Source organism: Serratia sp. Nf2 (genome assembly GCF_003028435.1).
GTDB lineage: Bacteria > Pseudomonadota > Gammaproteobacteria > Enterobacterales > Enterobacteriaceae > Serratia > Serratia marcescens_L.
The window spans coordinates 255641-273656 of the sequence record NZ_PYTW01000006.1; the positions used below are offsets into that span (position 1 = coordinate 255641).

The 18016-nt window shown below is 58.0% G+C and carries 16 protein-coding genes; 7 read left to right on the forward strand and 9 right to left on the reverse strand.

The features are described from left to right. Positions 1-56 precede the first annotated feature (56 nt). The 7 genes from C9411_RS15680 to C9411_RS15710 are packed head-to-tail and all read right to left on the reverse strand — an operon-like array spanning position 57 to position 7624. A complete protein-coding gene (locus tag C9411_RS15680; protein ID WP_107227437.1) occupies positions 57-944 on the reverse strand; it encodes an ABC transporter substrate-binding protein in 888 nt (295 codons plus the stop codon). Next, positions 941-2182 carry an acetyl-CoA carboxylase biotin carboxylase subunit family protein gene (locus C9411_RS15685; protein WP_107227438.1) on the reverse strand — a complete coding sequence of 414 codons (1242 nt, stop codon included), beginning with the start codon at positions 2180-2182 and terminating at the stop codon, positions 941-943. The genes C9411_RS15680 and C9411_RS15685 overlap by 4 nt, the downstream gene beginning before the upstream one ends. After that, positions 2179-3399: an MFS transporter gene (locus C9411_RS15690; RefSeq protein ID WP_107227439.1), complete on the reverse strand. Its 1221-nt coding sequence runs from the start codon at positions 3397-3399 to the stop codon at positions 2179-2181. Before C9411_RS15690 ends, C9411_RS15685 begins: the two co-directional genes overlap by 4 nt. Continuing rightward, entirely contained in the window at positions 3396-4451 is a 1056-nt protein-coding gene (locus C9411_RS15695; protein ID WP_107227440.1) for an FAD-dependent oxidoreductase, read from the reverse strand. The genes C9411_RS15690 and C9411_RS15695 overlap by 4 nt, the downstream gene beginning before the upstream one ends. Then, the gene (locus C9411_RS15700; RefSeq protein ID WP_107227441.1) at positions 4441-5985 is read right to left on the reverse strand and encodes a class I tRNA ligase family protein; all 1545 of its coding nucleotides are present in this window, start codon (positions 5983-5985) and stop codon (positions 4441-4443) included. Before C9411_RS15700 ends, C9411_RS15695 begins: the two co-directional genes overlap by 11 nt. Next, positions 5978-6364 (reverse strand): cupin domain-containing protein, encoded by a 387-nt coding sequence (locus C9411_RS15705; protein ID WP_107227442.1) that lies wholly within the window; start codon positions 6362-6364, stop codon positions 5978-5980. The genes C9411_RS15700 and C9411_RS15705 overlap by 8 nt, the downstream gene beginning before the upstream one ends. Before the next feature lie 15 nt (positions 6365-6379). Further along, positions 6380-7624, reverse strand: coding sequence for a SidA/IucD/PvdA family monooxygenase (locus tag C9411_RS15710; protein WP_107227443.1), 1245 nt, complete (start codon positions 7622-7624; stop codon positions 6380-6382). 473 nt (positions 7625-8097) lie between these two features. Here C9411_RS15710 and C9411_RS15715 point away from each other — a divergent pair, with 473 nt between their 5' ends. Further along, a complete protein-coding gene (locus tag C9411_RS15715; RefSeq protein WP_107227474.1) occupies positions 8098-8409 on the forward strand; it encodes an NIPSNAP family protein in 312 nt (103 codons plus the stop codon). 194 nt (positions 8410-8603) lie between these two features. Here the strand turns inward: C9411_RS15715 and moeB are convergent, their stop codons facing one another. Together moeB and moeA are read right to left on the reverse strand one after the other, a co-directional pair. Beyond that, positions 8604-9359: a molybdopterin-synthase adenylyltransferase MoeB gene (gene moeB, locus C9411_RS15720; RefSeq protein ID WP_107227444.1), complete on the reverse strand. Its 756-nt coding sequence runs from the start codon at positions 9357-9359 to the stop codon at positions 8604-8606. 2 nt (positions 9360-9361) lie between these two features. Continuing rightward, entirely contained in the window at positions 9362-10600 is a 1239-nt protein-coding gene (moeA, locus tag C9411_RS15725) for a molybdopterin molybdotransferase MoeA (RefSeq protein ID WP_107227445.1), read from the reverse strand. Positions 10601-10757: 157 nt separating this feature from the next. Between moeA and C9411_RS15730 the strand changes: the two genes are divergently transcribed. The 6 genes from C9411_RS15730 to gsiD all read left to right on the forward strand — a co-directional run bounded on the left by C9411_RS15730 (position 10758) and on the right by gsiD (position 17953). Further along, positions 10758-11294 carry a DUF924 family protein gene (locus C9411_RS15730; RefSeq protein ID WP_060421380.1) on the forward strand — a complete coding sequence of 179 codons (537 nt, stop codon included), beginning with the start codon at positions 10758-10760 and terminating at the stop codon, positions 11292-11294. Positions 11295-11652: 358 nt separating this feature from the next. Then, entirely contained in the window at positions 11653-12609 is a 957-nt protein-coding gene (locus C9411_RS15735; RefSeq protein WP_063988864.1) for an isoaspartyl peptidase/L-asparaginase family protein, read from the forward strand. Between the two features lie 19 nt (positions 12610-12628). Continuing rightward, complete coding sequence (locus C9411_RS15740; protein ID WP_107227446.1) at positions 12629-14503, forward strand: dipeptide ABC transporter ATP-binding protein; 1875 nt, start codon at positions 12629-12631, stop codon at positions 14501-14503. Between the two features lie 23 nt (positions 14504-14526). Beyond that, complete coding sequence (gene gsiB, locus C9411_RS15745) at positions 14527-16062, forward strand: glutathione ABC transporter substrate-binding protein GsiB (protein ID WP_107227447.1); 1536 nt, start codon at positions 14527-14529, stop codon at positions 16060-16062. A gap of 52 nt (positions 16063-16114) precedes the next feature. After that, positions 16115-17035: a glutathione ABC transporter permease GsiC gene (gene gsiC / locus C9411_RS15750; RefSeq protein ID WP_038880960.1), complete on the forward strand. Its 921-nt coding sequence runs from the start codon at positions 16115-16117 to the stop codon at positions 17033-17035. 9 nt (positions 17036-17044) lie between these two features. Next, entirely contained in the window at positions 17045-17953 is a 909-nt protein-coding gene (gsiD, locus tag C9411_RS15755; protein WP_172837460.1) for a glutathione ABC transporter permease GsiD, read from the forward strand. The last annotated feature ends 63 nt before the right edge of the window (positions 17954-18016 follow it).

The following is an 18016-nucleotide window of genomic DNA, read 5'->3' on the forward strand; positions in this document are numbered from 1 at the left end:
ACTTTGCATTATTTCGATAAGACGCTCAGATGTAGCCTGTGCGTTCAAACAGCCGACTAGAGCAGGTCTTCTGAGATCAATATGCAATCGCCATAGCAATTAAATTTATCGAAGTCCTGTAATCCAAGATAGGTGTTGAAACTTAATCCCTCCCCATATTCGGCTTCCTGTTGAGATGTAATGCTGCAGGCTAGCGATAATGCCAGCAAGGTTTCATTCCAGTATGGACGTTTCATACCATGCCGAGAAATATGCGATGCCGAGCGAACACGTGACAAACGTTGAGGTCGTAGAATGCATGATTTATGGACTTCAACACCATCCGAGTCATCAACCAACAGGATCCGATAGACCTGTGTCTGAGACAGATTTTTGATGGCTGCTGACGCAAAGTCACTGTAGCCAATGATTATAAACGTGTCCCCTTTTTCTACTCGCAGCGGCGGTTCCCGGATAATCCGAACATCGGCCAGTATAGGGAGGCGCTCCTTCATCCGATTGGCATAAAGGTTATCCTGCATCACAATATAAACGTTCCCACCCTGACAATTAATAATGCTGTCATTAGCACAATAGGCCAGCAAGGCGGCGTCATCTTTCTGGTATTTCAATACCTCGGTTCTGTTAAATTTGTTATATTCGCCAAGTTCACACGCTGTCGAAGCCGGTAGGATCAAGGGAACGGATTGTCGGGTGTATAACGGTAATGCCGCCAAAGCGGCAAAACTGGAAAAATGCCCGACCACCACGTCAGCGCCCCATTCAATTAACTCAGCAGCGGCGCGTTTTCCTCCTGTCGCTGATTTCTCGTCGTTGACGATTTTCAACGTGTTTTGTTTGAATTCGGGGAAATGTTTGAGGCTATAATTGATAGCCTCAATAAAGGTCCATGTATGGCTATTGGCGTCTTTCTCTAACGCAATGGCCAGTCCGATTTTTTTCATCGTGTCGTCACAATCACCTGCTGGCTGTAGCTCATTGCCTTTTCTTCCGTCTCCTGCCGACTGCTCCCTTTAACGCCCAGAAAGCCAATAATGTCGTTCCCCAACGGCGGCCGTTTGATAACGCTGCCAAGCGGTGAGATGATTTTCAGCATGAAAGTGTTCGGATCCTGTGTGACGTGTTCAGGGACGCTGATGGTGTCGATGCGCCCAGCCGCGGAGATCAGGCAAAGCGCGAACGTATGTTTACCGGTTGGCGAATAACGCAGATAGTCCGGTTTCTGCCCAATCGCCACATCAATAACTGCTTTTATTGGGCAATAACCGGCGGAGATCCGGGCCATAAAATCGAGGCCGCCGCCGCCGGGCCGAGCGGCAATCTCAACGATGTAGGGCTTTCCCTGATGGAGTCTGATCTCTGCGTGCATCACGCTGCGCGTCAGTCCCTGTGCTACGGCACCGGCATGCACTGCTTCGTGCACGCGCTGCAGATCCAGGCCATCGAGATCGGTTGGCGTATGATGGACATCATCATCAAACGAGTTCCCTTCCAGTGTGACACGATCAACTATGGATCCCAGCACCGTTACGCCGTCCCAGGAATAGGCCTCGATCAGGAATTCACGCCCATCCAGGTACGACTCGACCAGCAGTGAGTTGGGACCCAATACGTCCGTGATCCCTTCATTTTTGAACTGGCTCATTTCTGTGATACCGATCAGCGCTTTGGGGAAGAACTCCGCCATTTGCTGAGGCGTGTCGACGCGGTAGACAAACTGGCTGGCCGAACCCAGTGTGGGTTTGAGGATCACTGGGTAACCGAGTACGGCTGCCGCCTCCAGTGCTTCAGGCAGCGTCGGTGTCAGCCGAAATTCTGGGTGAGGAGCCTGACCGGCGCGGTGGGCTTCGCGCATGGCGATCTTGTTGCGACTTTTTACCGCCGCATCGACCGGGATGCTCGGCAGGTGCAGAGTGTCTGCGATCATTGCCGCGGCGATCACGCTGTTCTCTGCGAAGGTGAACACCCCGTCAAAGTGAAAATCCTGATGCAGCTGAGCGGCCAGCGCCGTCAAATCGTTGATGTCCATACTATCGGAAATAAAGAATCGCCCGGCATGCCAGTGATCGCTGTCGGCCACCCCGGACAGCACATACAGCTCGATGCCGTACTGCTCCACCTGTTGGTAGCGTGAATTGTAGTAATCACCAAATTGTCCGACTTCAATCGCCAATAATTTCATTTTACTTTTCCTTTAAAGACCAGGGTGGATGCCAGGAGTGCTAGAAGAACCACAGCCAGCGCCAGTGCTACATAACCGGCAAGTACAGTGGTGTTATCGACCAGTTCGCCAATGGCGTAGGTCAGTACGACGGCTGACGTCAGTCCAATTGCGTTGCTGAAGCCGAAGAAACGGCCGGTGTAATGGGAGGGGATGGTGTTGAACATCAATGTGCGGCACGATATACGCGCCAGACCAAAACACACCGCGCCAAGCGGGAAGAACACCATCAGCCACGGCAGCGTAAATTGCGGCTGCAGGGCGATAAATGCCGCATTCGCCACGTAGCCGAACATGACTATTGTCAGTAAGGAAAAACGCTTCTGCAGGAACGGCGTCATGGCGGCGGCGATGGCCACCCCCACGCCGGCCAGCGCGTCAACCACGCCCAGGACGCCGGCACCGGAGGCGAAGTGTTTGGTGACCAGCAGCACCAGCAGCATATTGCTGACCGTCACAATGATATTGCCGACGCCATACAGCAGCATCAGCCAGGGTTTTCTCACGGTGGATAAGCTTGCAGCCGGCGTTACCTCAGAGACTGTGCTGCCTTCGGACACGTCATCAGACTCTTGCACACGCGGCGTCAGCATGAAGAACAGCACCGCACTGGCGATGAAGGTGATGGCGTTCAGCACAAACACGAAATCCACACCAATCAGTTGGATGAGGAACCCGCCGATTGCCACCGATGTCAAGGCGCCAATTTGCACCGCCATTTCGAGTTTGGCATTGAAGGCAGCCATTCTGCCTGATTCAACCGAGTCTTTGATGATGGCATTATTGGCCGGGAAGAACATGGCCATGGTCATGGACAGCATAAAGCTGCAGACGAAAATGACCATCGAGGGATCGGTGAATGTATTGATGCCTGCCAAAACGCCAATGACGATGGCTGCGTTGACCACGTTGGTGATGATGCAGATCTTCTTTCTGTCATAAGTATCTGACAACTTACCGAACAACACCGAGAAGAAGGCTTGCGGCAGCGCAATCAGGATGAACAGAGTGCCCACGGCTTTCGCCGTTCCCATGCTCTGTGAAATGATCAGCGCATTGGCGATGGTGAGGATTCCGCTTCCCAGGGTGGAAACCAGTGACGCGGCAAGGATTAAATTTTCGTTTCTTTTGCTGGTCTGACGGGGTGTGACATTCAGAAAAATGGTTTCATTACTCATTCGTTAACTCCGTGAATGACATGCTGACTGATTTGCTCGGACAGTGCCGGGGCGATCTTAAAAATAGAGGCATCGCACGCTTCAACGGCGATGCATCCGGTGACATCGTGTCGGCCCCAGTAAGCAGTGCCTTGCCGTTTTTGAGCCGGCAATTCAAAGTAGGGCGACACAACGACATCCACCTGGTCGTATTTAACGCGTAGCCGGTCAAGCAAATACCGCTTACACGCCTGCAGGTCGTGACTGTCTGGCGGCATCGAGTAGGAAAATCGACTGGCACTCACTTTAAGCATCCGACGTTCCGGCGACGGTACACACCATGATCGCTGTTCATCTCCCATCGTCAGCACCGGCTTTAACAAGCACGCACGGGCATCGTTGAGGTGCACGTCAAGGTGTACCTGGTATTGCGGTGCCGGAGCGATACCTGACCGGTCAATGTGTCGGGTGAGAGGACGGCTCGCCGTGCAAATCACCGCCGTGTAGCTTTTACGCTCACCGTTAATGCTAAAATGTCTCCCCTCCCGAATGGTGCCGAGATCTACGCGCGTATGCGGTTTCAACACGATGCTGCCCGTGTTTGCCAGCGCCTGGCACAAATGCGCATACACCTTTTGTGCATTGAGAAGAATGGCGTCATGGCCGACGAAGAGCCGCCGATTGGCACTAGGCATGCGCAACAGGCTGCTCTGTGTCGACAACACGGGATCCTGGATGTCATAACCTATAGCCAGCGCATCATACAGCTGCGCCAAACGACGACAATCGGCGTCATCCACCACACGAATGGATTGCGTCTGACAACCGACTGTTTCGCTGCCGGCGTCGATGAGTTGGCGCCAGAAAGCAAGCGAGTGCGCAGCCAGCGGTTGCAATGCGGCATTGTTTTCGTGCACGTGTTTCCACAGGCGACCATGCGCCCACGAAAGATTGGCGGTGTTCGGAATGGCGGCGGCATCATACAGCTCAACGCTTGCGCCCTTACGGGCGCAAGCCAGCGCAGTCATGACGCCGGTAATGCCGCCCCCAATGATGGCGATGTTAGGACGCATATGACCCACTGTTGGTGAAGGTGGCGATCGGAGGCAGTTCAGGCAAAGCCCATTGTTCACTGCCGTTCAGCGGATTGGCATTCACGATAGCGTGGTGCAGATCAATCATGATCAACCCCAAACCGTCGACGAGGACCCGTAACTGTTGATTTATTGCCTTCAGGCTGATGCCGCTTTCTTCCGCAACCAGCTCCTGCAAGCGCCCAATATGGCGCAGGCACCAGTCAGCCAATCGGCTTTGACTGAACGTCTCGAGACGACAGGTCAGAGCCAGGCGCTGACGCATGGTGTCGACCAGCAGAGGAGTATTGGCCTCATCGTCATTCTGGCGCAATTCCCAGCGTTGTGTGGCGTATGCACGGGCAAGCGCATTCCAGGCGGAAATCAGCCGTTCGTTAAGGATTTGACTGAGGGCATCCCGGCTGAAATTGTTCCGGTTGTGCTCCGGGCTGGTCAGGCAAAGATAGAAACGGGCATAGTCGCGAGGCAGGGTTTTTACCAGATCGCGAGCCCAGATCAAATGGCCGCGACTGGTCGAAAACTTGGCGTTTTCCAGCTCGTAAAACTCATTGGGCACGATGGTGTCAGGCAACAGGTACTTACTCTCATGCGCCATCAGCAAGGCAAGATGTGTCACTCCCCAAAAATAGGAGTTGTCGAAGCCGAGGAAATACGCCAGGCGATTGCCGGTTTCTGCACGCCAGGTTGCATCCGTCGGCGCCGCGGTGTTTTCGCCACAGGCGTTGCAGTACATCGATGCCGGCATTCCCTCCGCCCAGGCGTTGAGCACTTGCCCCTCCGTGCCGGGGAAATGCGATGGCAATCCCCAGGCAATGGGGTAAGTGATAGGGAAATCGATCAGCTCTCGGCTGAACAGTTCCGTCATCAGCTGAAGAATGTGCGGGCGCCAGCTGCCTTTTTTCGCGGCGTAATAACGCTCCAGCTCGGCTCTGTATGCTTCCACCGGGAACACCAGGATCTCCGTTTCTCTGTATTCCAGTGATTCGTAGGGGGGCAATGTCGCCACCGGGTTTTTTAATCCATCAAAGTTGTTGGGGTGTCCGCAACTTTCACACAATCCACCGCGGGACTGCGCCAGGCAGGTCGGGCATTCACCGGATACGAACGACTCCACCATAAACGTATCGCGGTGTGTCGAGTACGGCAGCCTGACGGTTTTGAGCCGGAACTTGCCCTGCTCGTGTAGGGGAGACAAAAAGGCATACACCATTTCTTTATAGCCGTCGTCGAACGGGGCATAGCCATCCAGCTCGACTCCCCAGTCATTCAGACTGTGCCTGATATCATCGGCGGCCTGACGGCACAAATTTTCCGGTGACGTGCCCAGTTTGTAAGCGCTGGTGACAACATAGGTTTGGCTGTCGTCAGTGCCGGTCGCGTAATTGACACTCTCTCCGGTCAAACGCAGGTAGCGAGCGTAAATGTCGCCGGCTAAATAGGGGCCGGCCATATGGCCAACGTGCAAATCGCCATTGGGCGTGGGCGGTGGAGCAATAACGAGCGTTTTAGACATGGTCAGGCACCTGATTTTTTTGTTGGTGACGTTGAGCAAAACGCACGGTCATCTCGGCGTCCCACCAAATGCTGTACATTTCAAATGGCTCATGGCTTTCATTGAGCACACAGTGCCGGGTGAATGGCGGAAACTGCACGGTATCACCGGCTTTAAAGTGCGTTTTTTTTCCTTCGCAAACGATAAAGGCCTCCCCCTTAATGGCGATGAAGATCTCGTACTCGTGATGTTCATGTGGTGTGGAGGCGGTGCCGGGTGCAATAACGCACCATGAGCTTTCAAACGGCGCATTCAGCTCGGGCCATGGCATCAAGCGTTGGGCGTGCAGATTGTTCTCGAATCGCATATTGATGCGATCAAGTGGTTTGAAGGAATGCATTTTATTTCCCTAAAATCAGGCCGTGATGTCGTCAAGAATTTCTTTTGAACGGAAAGCCAGCACACTCAGTAGCGAATCAGCAATGCCATGCGTGTTTTCGTTAACCCCTTGTAAATGGAGAGAAACGCCAGGGGCGTAGGGCAATACAGCACGGTAATTGCGGTCGACACGGATCTGTTCGATATCGAGTTGATTCGACAAGCTTTCGAAGAGCTCAGGCGTTTTATTCTTATACCCCGTGCCCAACAGCACCACGTCAAAACGTGCAGAGTGTGTGAGGCCTGTCTTGTTATCTTTCCAGGTGATCAACACGCCTCCGTCATCATTTACCGCATGTAAAAGATCGCATTGTGTCAGCATCGCCGCCCGGCTCTCGCCGCGCAAATCCTGCAAATAATGGAAGCGGTAGAGCCCTGACAAGGTTGATGGAGCCACGCCGGAATAATTGGTGGTATGCATCGCCGCCAGAGTCTTTTCGCGGGTCGTATTGTCGCAATTAAAATACGTGTTGATATAATCGTTCTGAAATAACGTGTTTGTGAATTGGCTTCCTTCATAATTCACAAGCCCGATGGATCGCATGATCATAGTGATATTGGCTACCGGGAAATGTTCAATGCAGGATTGATACATTTCTGCACTGCTTTGTGCGCCACCGATCACTGCGATGCTGCTAATGCTGTCGCTATTTATGCGTTCAAGGGCCGTCAGGTAATTGGCGCTGTGGATCACATTATCCGGTGACACATGCTCAAAAACTGCCGGTATGTTGAGATCGCGACCCGCTCCGAAAATAAGGTGATTGGCAAGATAGCTGTCACCATTTTCAACGGTTACATGCCAGCCGGTAATTTTCCCTTCCGGTGCAAGTTCCGGCCTCACCGCCACTACTTTGCTATTGTAAACAACCTGTGTTTTTGCCAGACCATCTGCCACCCACTGTAAATAATCCGAAATCTCTTTACGGTAGGGATTAAACGTCTGCAGGTTGACAAAGTTGTCCAATCGTTTGGTTTTGTGCAAAAAATTGAGAAAGCTGAATTGGCTGGTCGGATCGCGTTGCGTAACCAGATCTTTCAGAAAGGAAACCTGAGATTGCGCTTCGGGAAATAACATCCCCCGGTGCCAGCAAACAGAGTCGCTTTTCTCCAAAATAAGAGACGAATTGATATTGTGGGTTTCAGTACACTCTTCAAGTGCGATACCCACAGCGAGGTTTGACGGGCCGCAGCCAATCATTAATAGGTCGGTGTGTTGCATAAAATTTTTCCTAAATCCATTTTGTATATAACAAACTCCACATTATTGATTGCGGATGATTGCCACCTGTCATTCCCTGTAAAAAACTTCTTCTGCTAATTATGTTATTTTAAACAACCATGTTATTTGTATGGTGAAGAGAAACTAGCACTCCATAAATTTTCAAACAATACACATAAAGCCACAAACATTAACTTCAGAGTAACATTTTGAAATGCGCTTTAGCGACAGGATAATCCGCATGTATGAACAGTATTTCTTAGGGTTGTTTAAACGCTAAATAGCAGGATTAATTTAAGGTGCTATAAATTTAATGAATGTTTATTATGGTTTTTATAATTATAACTGCCCATGCAGTGAAAGGAATTTTACTGTATAGTAATGACTCAGAAGGAGTAATCTCACCATATCGGTAGGCTTGATATATTAATCAGGTCATGATGACGAACAGAGGTAATGAGGTGGTAAACAGCATGACAACAGTGATCGAAGTGCTCCAATACACGTTAAAACCCGGAACAGGTGCTGTATTTCACGATCTGATGAAAGATCAGAGTGTACCTCTGCACCTGAAAATTGGGGTGAACGTATTACGCTTTGGTAATTCACTCCATGATCCTGATAATTATTATCTGGTGCGGTCATTTCTAAACGTGTCAGAAATGGAAAGCCAGCTTACTCAATTTTATTCGGATGTCCGCTGGCGTGAAGGTCCACGCAGCGCAATTGTTAATATGATCAGCGGCAGCCATCGTGTGGTCATGCCGGCTGATCCGTTGATCTAATACGCACTCAGTGATAATTAGAGCAGCAACCCATATGTATTCCGGTGAGCTTGTTGCCGATTCTCATATTTTTTCAGCTTAATTGTGATAAAACTGCATAGCTCAGAGGTGCTTTACTTACATAAAAGTATCGGAAAATATATTATGCCACGATTTTCCAACATCGACTTCTCAAGGCACTCATGACGAACTCGTCATTCCCCGCCGCACACTTCGCAGTGCGGATCCTTTGGCAGTTTCATCTCCCGGAACTGCATGCTCATCGCATCGAACATCAACAGCTTGCCGCGCAGCGGTTGACCATAGTCGGCCAGCAGCTTGATGGCTTCCATCGCCTGTAGGGTGCCGATGGTGCCGACCAGCGGCGCCATCACGCCCGCTTCTACGCAGGTGAGGGCGCTGTCGCCGAACAGCCGGCTCAGGCAGCGGTAGCAGGGCTCGCCCGGCTGATAGGTGAACACGCTGAGCTGGCCTTCCATGCGGATCGCCGCGCCGGAAACCAGCGGCTTGCGCTGCGCGTGGCACCGGCGATTCAGGGCGTCGCGCGCCGCCACGTTGTCGGTGCAGTCCAGCACCAGATCGCAGGCGGCGATCTCTGCCGCAACTGCCTCATCTTCCAGTCGGCCGTCGATCGCGTCGATGCGGATATGCGGGTTGATGGCGCTCAGTTCGCGCTTGGCGGAGGCGACTTTGCTCTGGCCGATGCGATCGTCGCGGTGCAGGATCTGGCGCTGCAGGTTGGAGAGCGAGACGGTGTCGAAATCCACCAGCACCAGATGGCCGACGCCGGCCGCCGCCAGGTAAGGCGCGGCGGCGCAGCCCAGCCCGCCCAGCCCGGCGATCAGCACGCGGGCGGCCTTCAGCTTCTCCTGGCCGTCGAAGTCAAAGCCGCGCAGCACGATCTGGCGGTTGTAGCGCAGCGCTTCGGCGTCGGTCAATTCCGGCAGCATGCTCAGCTCCTCAGCAGGGCGTTGAACGGCTCGATCTCCACCGTTTCACCCACCGCCACCGAACCGCGTTCGCGCTCCAGCACGATGAAACAGTTGCCCTGACTGTAGGAGCTGAAGACGTGCGAGCCCTGGTGGCCGGTGGTGCTGACCTCCAGTTCGCCCGCGGCGTTGCTGCTGAACACGCCGCGCTGGAAATCGAGGCGGCCCGGCGATTTCTTCAGTGGGGTCAGCGCGCGCGCGCGCAGGCGCGGCGGCAGGCGCCAGTCGCTGTGGCCGGCCAGCTTCGCCAGCAGCGGCTGCACCAGCTGGTAGAAGGTCAGGGCGGCGGAAACCGGGTTGCCCGGCAGGCCGCAGAACCAGGCGTGGCCGAGCTTGCCGAAGGCGAAGGGTTTGCCGGGTTTGATCGCCAGCTTCCAAAAGCTGACCTGGCCCAGCTCGTCGAGCATCTGTTTGGTGTAGTCGGCCTCGCCGACCGAGACGCCGCCGCTGCTGATGACCACGTCGGCCTGGCTGTCCGCCCGTTCGAAAGCGGCGCGCAGCGCATCGCGATCGTCGCGGATAATGCCGAGATCGAGCACCTCGCAGCCCAGCTGTTCCAGCATCAGGCGCACCGCGAAACGGTTGGTGTCGTAGATTTGGCCCGCCTGCAGCGGCTGGCCGACCGGCTGCAATTCGTCGCCGGTGGAGAACACCGCCACCTTCAGCTTACGCATTACCTGCACTTCGGCGACGCCGAGTGAAGCCAGCAGCGGCAGCTGCGCGGCGCCCAGCTTCACGCCGGCCGGCAACACGCTCGCGCCTCGGAGAATGTCTTCACCCGCCAGACGGATATTCTGGCCGGCTTCAACCGGCGCGTTAAAACGCACGCCCTGGTCGCTCACTTCTGCCTGCTCCTGCATGACAACCGCGTCCGCCCCGGCGGGGATCGGCGCGCCGGTCATGATGCGCACGCAGCTGTTGGCCGGCCATTGGCCGTCGAACGGCGCACCGGCGAAGGCTTTCCCGGCGACCGGCAGCGGCGCATTGGCCGCCAGATCGGCGAGGCGCAGCGCATAACCGTCCATCGCCGAGTTGGCGAACGGCGGCACGTCGAGCGGCGAGACCACCGGCGCGGCGGTGATGCGGCCGGCGGCGGCGGTCAGGGCAACGGATTCGGTTTGCTGTAGTGGGGCGATCTGCCCGAGCATTTTTTCCAGCGCTTGCTCCAGGGAGATGAGATCGGAAGTATGGCAATGATCCATAAAGGGAACTCCGTAATCAGGGTGCGCTAAAATAGCGACAAAGTGCGGGTATTATGGCAGAGAACGCCGGGGGGGAGAACGGGTTATGCCCGCCATCTTTCGCACTGCGGCGCCGGGGCGATCGGGTATAAACTGCGTAAAACAGAGGAGAATCATGATGCATAAACAGGTTATCGAGTTCTGGTTCGACGAGATCGAACCGATCATGTGGTTCAAAAAGGACGACGATTTCGATCGTCTGCTGCACAGCCGTTTCGGCGAAATCTGGCGGGCGGCGGCGGCGGGGGAGCTGGCGCACTGGCGCGACACCATCGAAGGGCGCCTGGCGGAGGTGATCGTGCTCGATCAGTTCAGCCGCAACCTGTTCCGCGGTACGCCGCAGTCGTTCGCCTGCGACGGCATGGCGCTGATCCTGGCGCAGGAGGCGATCCGCAGCGGCGAGTGCGAACGGCTGAGCCGCGAGCAGCGCGGCTTCCTTTATCTGCCATTCATGCATTCGGAATCGCCGCTGATCCACCAGCAGGCGCTGGTGCTGTACACCGAGCTCAACAACGGCGACCAGTTGGAGTTCGAGCTGCGCCATAAGGCGATCATCGATCGTTTCGGCCGCTACCCGCATCGCAATGCGATATTGGGGCGCACCAGCACGCCGGAAGAAGAGGCCTTTTTACAGCAGCCTGGATCGGGTTTTTAATCATCGGATCATCTGCGCCCGACCGGGGAAAAAACAGCAGGTCGGGTGCCACAATAAGCGTTATTCAGCGCGAACGTTTATTTCCTCACGCCATGCCGCTATTTCCGCACGCGAAATTACCAATAATCTCAGCCGCACGATCGGCGGTTCGCTGCTTTTTATAACCTGCTGTTTTTATTCCAATAAGCTATTTCAAGGTGCGAAATGGTCTAAGCGGACTACGCTAAAAGCGGGACGTGGACGTTATGCTGTACTTCCACTGTAGGACTAAATAGAGTCGAAAAAGACTAAATAATAATGATACCGCGCTCAGCTTATTCGCTGTGCAACGGCGGGATTAACACAGGGTGTCAGGCAAATGAGCAAACCAGTGATTGCCATTCATGGCGGCGCGGGCGCAATTACCCGGGCGGCGCTAAGTGCGGAAAAAGAACGGCTGTATATCCAGGCGCTGTCCGAGATCGTGGCCGCTGGGCAGGCGATATTGGCACAGGGCGGCAGCGCGCTGGACGCGGTGACCGAAGCGGTGCGACTGCTCGAAGAGTGCCCGCTGTTCAACGCCGGCAAAGGCTCGGTGTTTACCCATCAGGGCACTCACGAACTGGACGCCTGCGTGATGGACGGCCGCACCTGCGATGCCGGCGCCGTCGCCGGCGTCAGCCATATCCGCAACCCGGTGCTGGCGGCGCGCGCGGTGCTGGAAAACAGCGAACACGTGCTGTTTGCCGCCGAAGGCGCCGAGAAGTTTGCCGCCGCCCACGGCCTGGAAATGGTCGCCCCTGACTTCTTCTTTACCCAGGAACGCTTTGATCAGCTGCACCGCGCCCAGGCGGAGCAGGGCCGGGTATTGCTCGATCACGACGGCGCGGCGCAGGCCGGCGATCCGCTCGATCCCGATCGCAAATTCGGCACCGTCGGCGCGGTGGCGCTGGATGCGCTGGGCAACCTCGCCGCCGCCACCTCCACCGGCGGCATGACCAACAAGCAGGCCGGGCGGGTGGGCGACACGCCGATCATCGGCGCCGGCTGCTATGCCAACAACGCGACGGTAGCGGTCTCCAGCACCGGCACCGGCGAAATCTTCATGCGCGGTGTGGCGGCCTATGACGTCTCCGCCCTGATCGAATACGGTGGCCTCAGCCTGCAGGCGGCCAGCGATCGGGTGGTGATGGAAAAGTTGCCTGCACTGGGCGGCAGCGGCGGCATGATCGCCGTCGATCGCCACGGCAATCTCGCGCTGCCGTTCAACTGCGAGGGGATGTATCGCGGTTTTGGTTATGTCGGCGATGCGCCGTCCGTCGGGATTTATCGCTAAGCGTTCACCGGGAGGGTGTATGACCGACGTTTCATTCCGGCCCGCCGGCGATGGGTTGTCATTGCCGCCGCAGCGGGTGCTGACGGTGCGCGATCTGAGCATCAGCTTTCCTCAAGCGGACGGCGCCGTGGCAGCGGTGCGCAACCTGTCGTTCGATCTCGATCGCGGCGAGACGCTGGCGATCGTCGGTGAGTCCGGCTCCGGTAAATCGGTGACTTCGCTGGGGCTGATGCGGTTGGTGGAGCAGGGCGGCGGGCGCATCGTCAGCGGTGCCATGACGCTGCGCCGGCGCGACGGCGCGCTGCTCGATCTGGCGAACGCCTCGCAGAGCACGCTGCGCACGGTGCGCGGTGCCGACATGGCGATGATCTTCCAGGAGCCGATGACCTCGCTCAACCCGGTGTTTCCGGTCGGCGAGCAGATCGCCGAATCGCTGCGCCTGCATCAGGGCATGGATCGCCGCAGCGCGCGCCAAGAGGCGCTACGCATGCTCGATCTGGTGCGTATTCCGGAGGCCAAAGAGGTGCTGGGGCGCTACCCGCACCAGCTTTCCGGCGGCATGCGCCAGCGGGTGATGATCGCCATGGCGCTCTCCTGTAAACCCGCGTTGCTGATCGCCGATGAGCCCACCACCGCCCTCGACGTCACCATTCAGGCGCAGATCCTGCAGCTGATCCGTGTGCTGCAACGGGAGATGCAGATGGGGGTGATCTTCATTACTCACGACATGGGCGTGGTGGCAGAGATCGCCGATCGGGTGCTGGTGATGCGCCGCGGCGAGCAGGTGGAACAGAATCGGGTGCGCGAGCTGTTTGCCGCGCCGCAGCAGGCCTATACCCGAGCGCTGTTGGCGGCGGTGCCGAAGCTGGGGGCGATGGCCGATCGGCCGCTGCCGGCGAAGTTTCCGCTGCCGGACGGCGAGGGGGATACGGCACCGCAGGATACCGTGCCGCCAGGCGCTGCGCCGATCCTGCGGGTGGAGCATCTGGTTACGCGCTTTGATCTGCGCGGCGGGTTGTTCAATCGGGTCACTCGCCGGGTGCACGCGGTAGAAAACGTCAGTTTCGATCTTTACCCCGGCGAGACGCTGGGGCTGGTGGGCGAGTCCGGCTGCGGCAAGTCCACCACCGGGCGCTCTCTGCTGAAGCTGGTGGACAGCCAAAGCGGCACCATCACCTTCGCCGGGCGGCGAATCGATCAGTTGAAGGGGCCGGCGCTGCAGCACCTGCGGCGCGATATTCAGTTCATCTTTCAAGATCCCTACGCCTCGCTCGATCCGCGCCTGACGGTCGGTTTTTCCATCATGGAGCCGCTGCTGGTGCACAACGTGATGCGCGGCCGGGAGGCGGAGCAACGGGTGGCCTGGCTGCTGGAACGCGTCGGCCTGCTGCCGGAGCATGCGCGCCGCTACCCGCACGAATTTTCCGGCGGCCAGCGCCAGCGCATCTGCATCGCGCGCGCGCTGGCGCTGAACCCGAAAGTGGTGATCGCCGACGAGGCGGTCTCGGCGCTGGACGTGTCGATTCAGGCGCAGATCGTCAATCTGTTGCTCGATCTGCAGCGCGAGTTCGGCATCGCTTTTCTGTTTATTTCACACGACATGGCGGTGGTGGAGCGCATCAGCCACCGGGTGGCGGTGATGTACCTCGGGCAGATCGTCGAGATCGGCCCACGGCAGGCGGTGTTCGACAATCCGCAGCACCCCTACACCCGCAAGCTGATGGCGGCGGTGCCGGTGGCCGATCCCGCGCATGCCCACAAACGGCAGCCGCTGCCGGCCGATGAGATCCCGAGCCCGGTGCGCGCGCTGGGCGATGAATCCGTTACCGCACCGCTGGTGCAGGTTGGCGCCGGGCACTTTGTCGCCCGCCACCCGATCGCCGGTGCTTTTTAAAGACCTCAGGAGAGACAAGCGACATGAAGCACACATTCAAACGCAATGCGCTGTTGGCCGCCGTACTGCTGGCGGCGGGAACTGGCCCGGTCTGGGCGGCGAAGGACGCGGTGATCGCCGTGGCCTCCAACTTCACCACCCTCGATCCTTACGACGCCAACGATACGCTGTCGCAGGCGGTGGCCAAGTCTTTCTATCAGGGGCTGTTCGGCTTCGATAAGGACATGAAGCTGGTGAACGTGCTGGCGGACAGCTATGAGGTCAGCAAAGACGGCCTGACCTATACCGTCAAACTGCGCCAGGGGATTAAATTCCACGACGGCACCGCGTTCAACGCCGAGGCGGTGAAGATCAACCTCGATCGTGCCAGCAATCCGGACAGTCACCTCAAGCGCTACAACCTGTTCAAGATGATCGACAAAACCGAGGCGGTGGACGCCAATACGGTGAAGATCGTGCTGAAGGCGCCGTTCTCGGCGTTCGTCAACAACCTGGCGCACCCGGCGGCGGCGATCATCTCGCCGGCGGCGCTGAAGCAATACGGCAAGGAGATCGGTTTCCATCCGGTCGGCACCGGGCCGTATCAATTCGTGACCTGGAATCAGACCGATTTCGTCAAGGTGAAGAAGTTCGACGGCTACTGGCAGCCGGGGCTGCCGAAGCTCGACAGCATCACCTGGCGCCCGGTGGTGGATAACAACACCCGCGCGGCGATGCTGCAGACCGGCGAGGCGACCTTCGCCTTCCCGATCCCCTACGAGCAGGCCAAGGTGCTGGAGGGCAATGCCAAGCTGGACGTGGTGGCCGCGCCGTCGATCCTGCAGCGTTACATCAGCATGAACGTCACCCAAAAGCCGTTCGACAACCCGAAGGTGCGCCAGGCGCTGAACTACGCCATCAACAAGGACGCGCTGATCAAGGTGGCGTTCGCCGGCTACGCGGTGCCGGCGGAAGGCCCGGTGCCGCCGGCCATTGACTTCGCCGCCCGCTATAAGCCGTGGCCGTACGATCCGGCCAAGGCGCGCGAGCTGCTGAAAGAGGCCGGTTACCCGAACGGCTTCACCACCACGCTGTGGTCTTCCCACAACCACAGCACCGCGCAGAAGGTGCTGCAGTTCACCCAGCAGCAGCTGGCGCAGGTGGGGGTGAAAGTGACGGTGACGGCGATGGATGCCGGGCAGCGTGCGGCGCAGGTGGAGAGCGTCGGGGTGAAAGACACCGGCGTGCGGATGTTCTACACCGGCTGGTCGGCCTCGACCGGGGAAGCGGACTGGGCGCTGTCGCCGCTGTTCTCTACCCAGGCGGCGCCGCCGAAGCAGTTCAACACCGCGTTCTACAGCAACCCGCAGGTGGACAAGGATCTGACCGACGCGCTGGCGACTACCGATCGCGCCGAGAAGCAGAAACTGTATCAGGACGCGCAGGATCGCATTTGGGCCGACGCGCCCTGGATCTTCCTGGCGACCGAACGTTTGCTGTCGGCCAACAGCAAACAGCTGAGCGGGTTCTACGTGATGCCGGATACCTCGTTCAACTTTGATAACGCCGATCTGAAATAAGGCGCCCATCCCCGCCTGCGGCCAGACGGCGGCGGGCGGGGGAAGGAATGAGATGCTCAATTATTTTCTGAAACGACTGCTGGGCCTGATCCCGACGCTGCTGATCGTGGCGGTGCTGGTGTTCCTGTTCGTCCATCTGCTGCCGGGCGATCCGGCGCGTCTGGCGGCGGGGCCGGAGGCCGACGAGGCGGTGGTGCAGCTGGTGCGCAAGGATTTGGGGCTGGATAAGCCGCTGCCGCAGCAGTTCGCGCACTTCTTCGTCAACGCGCTGCGGGGCGACTTTGGCATCTCGATGGTGTCCAAACGCCCGGTGAGCGAAGAGATCGCCTCGCGCTTTATGCCGACCTTCTGGCTGACCGTCACCAGCATGCTGTGGGCGGTGGCGTTCGGCCTGGCGATCGGCGTGGTGTCAGCGGTGTGGCGCAACCGCTGGCCGGATCGCCTCGGCATGACGCTGGCGGTGTCGGGGATCTCGTTCCCGGCCTTTGCGCTCGGCATGCTGCTGATGCAGGTGTTCTCGGTCGAACTGGGGTGGCTGCCGACGGTGGGCGCCGACAGCTGGCGACACTACATTCTGCCTTCGATCACCCTGGGGGCGGCGGTGGCAGCGGTGATGGCGCGCTTCACCCGCGCTTCGTTCGTCGAGGTGCTGCAGGAGGACTACATGCGCACCGCGCGCGCCAAGGGCGTGCGGGAAAGCGTGGTGGTGATGAAACACGGCCTGCGCAACGCGATGATCCCGGTGGTGACCATGATGGGGCTGCAGTTCGGCTTCCTGCTCGGCGGTTCGATCGTGGTGGAAAAGGTGTTCAACTGGCCGGGGCTGGGGCGGTTGCTGGTAGACTCGGTGGAGATGCGCGATTACCCGGTGATCCAGGCCGAGGTGCTGCTGTTCTCGCTGGAGTTCATCCTGATCAACCTGCTGGTGGATATGCTGTACGCGGCGATCAACCCGGCGATTCGTTATCAATGAGGACGCGGCATGATTAAGCATTGGCGGCGCAACGCCGCACTGAAGGCGATGCCGCTTATCGACCCTAACGCGGTACGCACGCCGTGGGGCGAGTTTTGGCGGCGTTTTCGCCGCCAGCGGGCGGCGCTGGTCGCCGGCCTGTTCGTGCTGCTGCTGATTGCGGCGGCGCTGCTGGCGCCTTATCTGGCACCGTTCGATGCGGAAAACTACTTCGACTATGACCGGCTGAACGAGGGGCCTTCGCTGATGCACTGGCTGGGCGTGGATTCCCTAGGGCGCGATATCTTCAGCCGCATCCTGATGGGCACGCGCATTTCGCTGGCGGCCGGGGTGTTCTCGGTGCTGGCAGGCGGGGCGATCGGCACCCTGCTGGGGCTGCTGGCCGGCTACTATGAGGGCTGGTGGGATCGCCTCACGATGCGCGTCTGCGACGTGCTGTTCGCGTTTCCCGGCATTCTGCTGGCGATCGGCGTGGTGGCGATCATGGGCAGCGGCATGGCCAACGTGATCGTCGCGGTGGCGATCTTCAGCATTCCGGCTTTCGCCCGCCTGGTGCGCGGCAATACGCTGGTGCTGAAGCACCTGACCTATATCGAATCGGCGCGCAGCATCGGCGCCTCGGACTGGACCATCATCCTGCGGCACATTCTGCCGGGCACCCTGTCTTCGATCGTGGTCTATTTCACCCTGCGCATAGGCACCTCGATCATCACCGCCGCCAGCCTGTCGTTTCTGGGCCTGGGCGCCCAGCCGCCAACGCCGGAGTGGGGAGCGATGCTCAACGAGGCGCGCGCCGATATGGTGATTGCGCCGCACGTGGCGATCTTCCCCAGCCTGGCGATATTCATCACCGTGCTGGCCTTCAACCTGTTGGGCGACGGATTGCGCGACGCGCTCGATCCGAAGCTGAAGGGGTGATGCTTTAACGTATGGCGCATATTTGAACGGGTTAAAATGACGTCTCAGTGCTATTATCCGTTC

Coding starts and splice junctions, on each gene's coding strand:
- C9411_RS15680 (WP_107227437.1), bottom strand. CDS start 944: ATGAAAAAAATCGGACTGGCCATTGCGTTAGAGAAAGACGCCAATAGC.
- C9411_RS15685 (WP_107227438.1), bottom strand. CDS start 2,182: ATGAAATTATTGGCGATTGAAGTCGGACAATTTGGTGATTACTACAAT.
- C9411_RS15690 (WP_107227439.1), bottom strand. CDS start 3,399: ATGAGTAATGAAACCATTTTTCTGAATGTCACACCCCGTCAGACCAGC.
- C9411_RS15695 (WP_107227440.1), bottom strand. CDS start 4,451: ATGCGTCCTAACATCGCCATCATTGGGGGCGGCATTACCGGCGTCATG.
- C9411_RS15700 (WP_107227441.1), bottom strand. CDS start 5,985: ATGTCTAAAACGCTCGTTATTGCTCCACCGCCCACGCCCAATGGCGAT.
- C9411_RS15705 (WP_107227442.1), bottom strand. CDS start 6,364: ATGCATTCCTTCAAACCACTTGATCGCATCAATATGCGATTCGAGAAC.
- C9411_RS15710 (WP_107227443.1), bottom strand. CDS start 7,624: ATGCAACACACCGACCTATTAATGATTGGCTGCGGCCCGTCAAACCTC.
- C9411_RS15715 (WP_107227474.1), top strand. CDS start 8,098: ATGACAACAGTGATCGAAGTGCTCCAATACACGTTAAAACCCGGAACA.
- moeB (WP_107227444.1), bottom strand. CDS start 9,359: ATGCTGCCGGAATTGACCGACGCCGAAGCGCTGCGCTACAACCGCCAG.
- moeA (WP_107227445.1), bottom strand. CDS start 10,600: ATGGATCATTGCCATACTTCCGATCTCATCTCCCTGGAGCAAGCGCTG.
- C9411_RS15730 (WP_060421380.1), top strand. CDS start 10,758: ATGCATAAACAGGTTATCGAGTTCTGGTTCGACGAGATCGAACCGATC.
- C9411_RS15735 (WP_063988864.1), top strand. CDS start 11,653: ATGAGCAAACCAGTGATTGCCATTCATGGCGGCGCGGGCGCAATTACC.
- C9411_RS15740 (WP_107227446.1), top strand. CDS start 12,629: ATGACCGACGTTTCATTCCGGCCCGCCGGCGATGGGTTGTCATTGCCG.
- gsiB (WP_107227447.1), top strand. CDS start 14,527: ATGAAGCACACATTCAAACGCAATGCGCTGTTGGCCGCCGTACTGCTG.
- gsiC (WP_038880960.1), top strand. CDS start 16,115: ATGCTCAATTATTTTCTGAAACGACTGCTGGGCCTGATCCCGACGCTG.
- gsiD (WP_172837460.1), top strand. CDS start 17,045: ATGATTAAGCATTGGCGGCGCAACGCCGCACTGAAGGCGATGCCGCTT.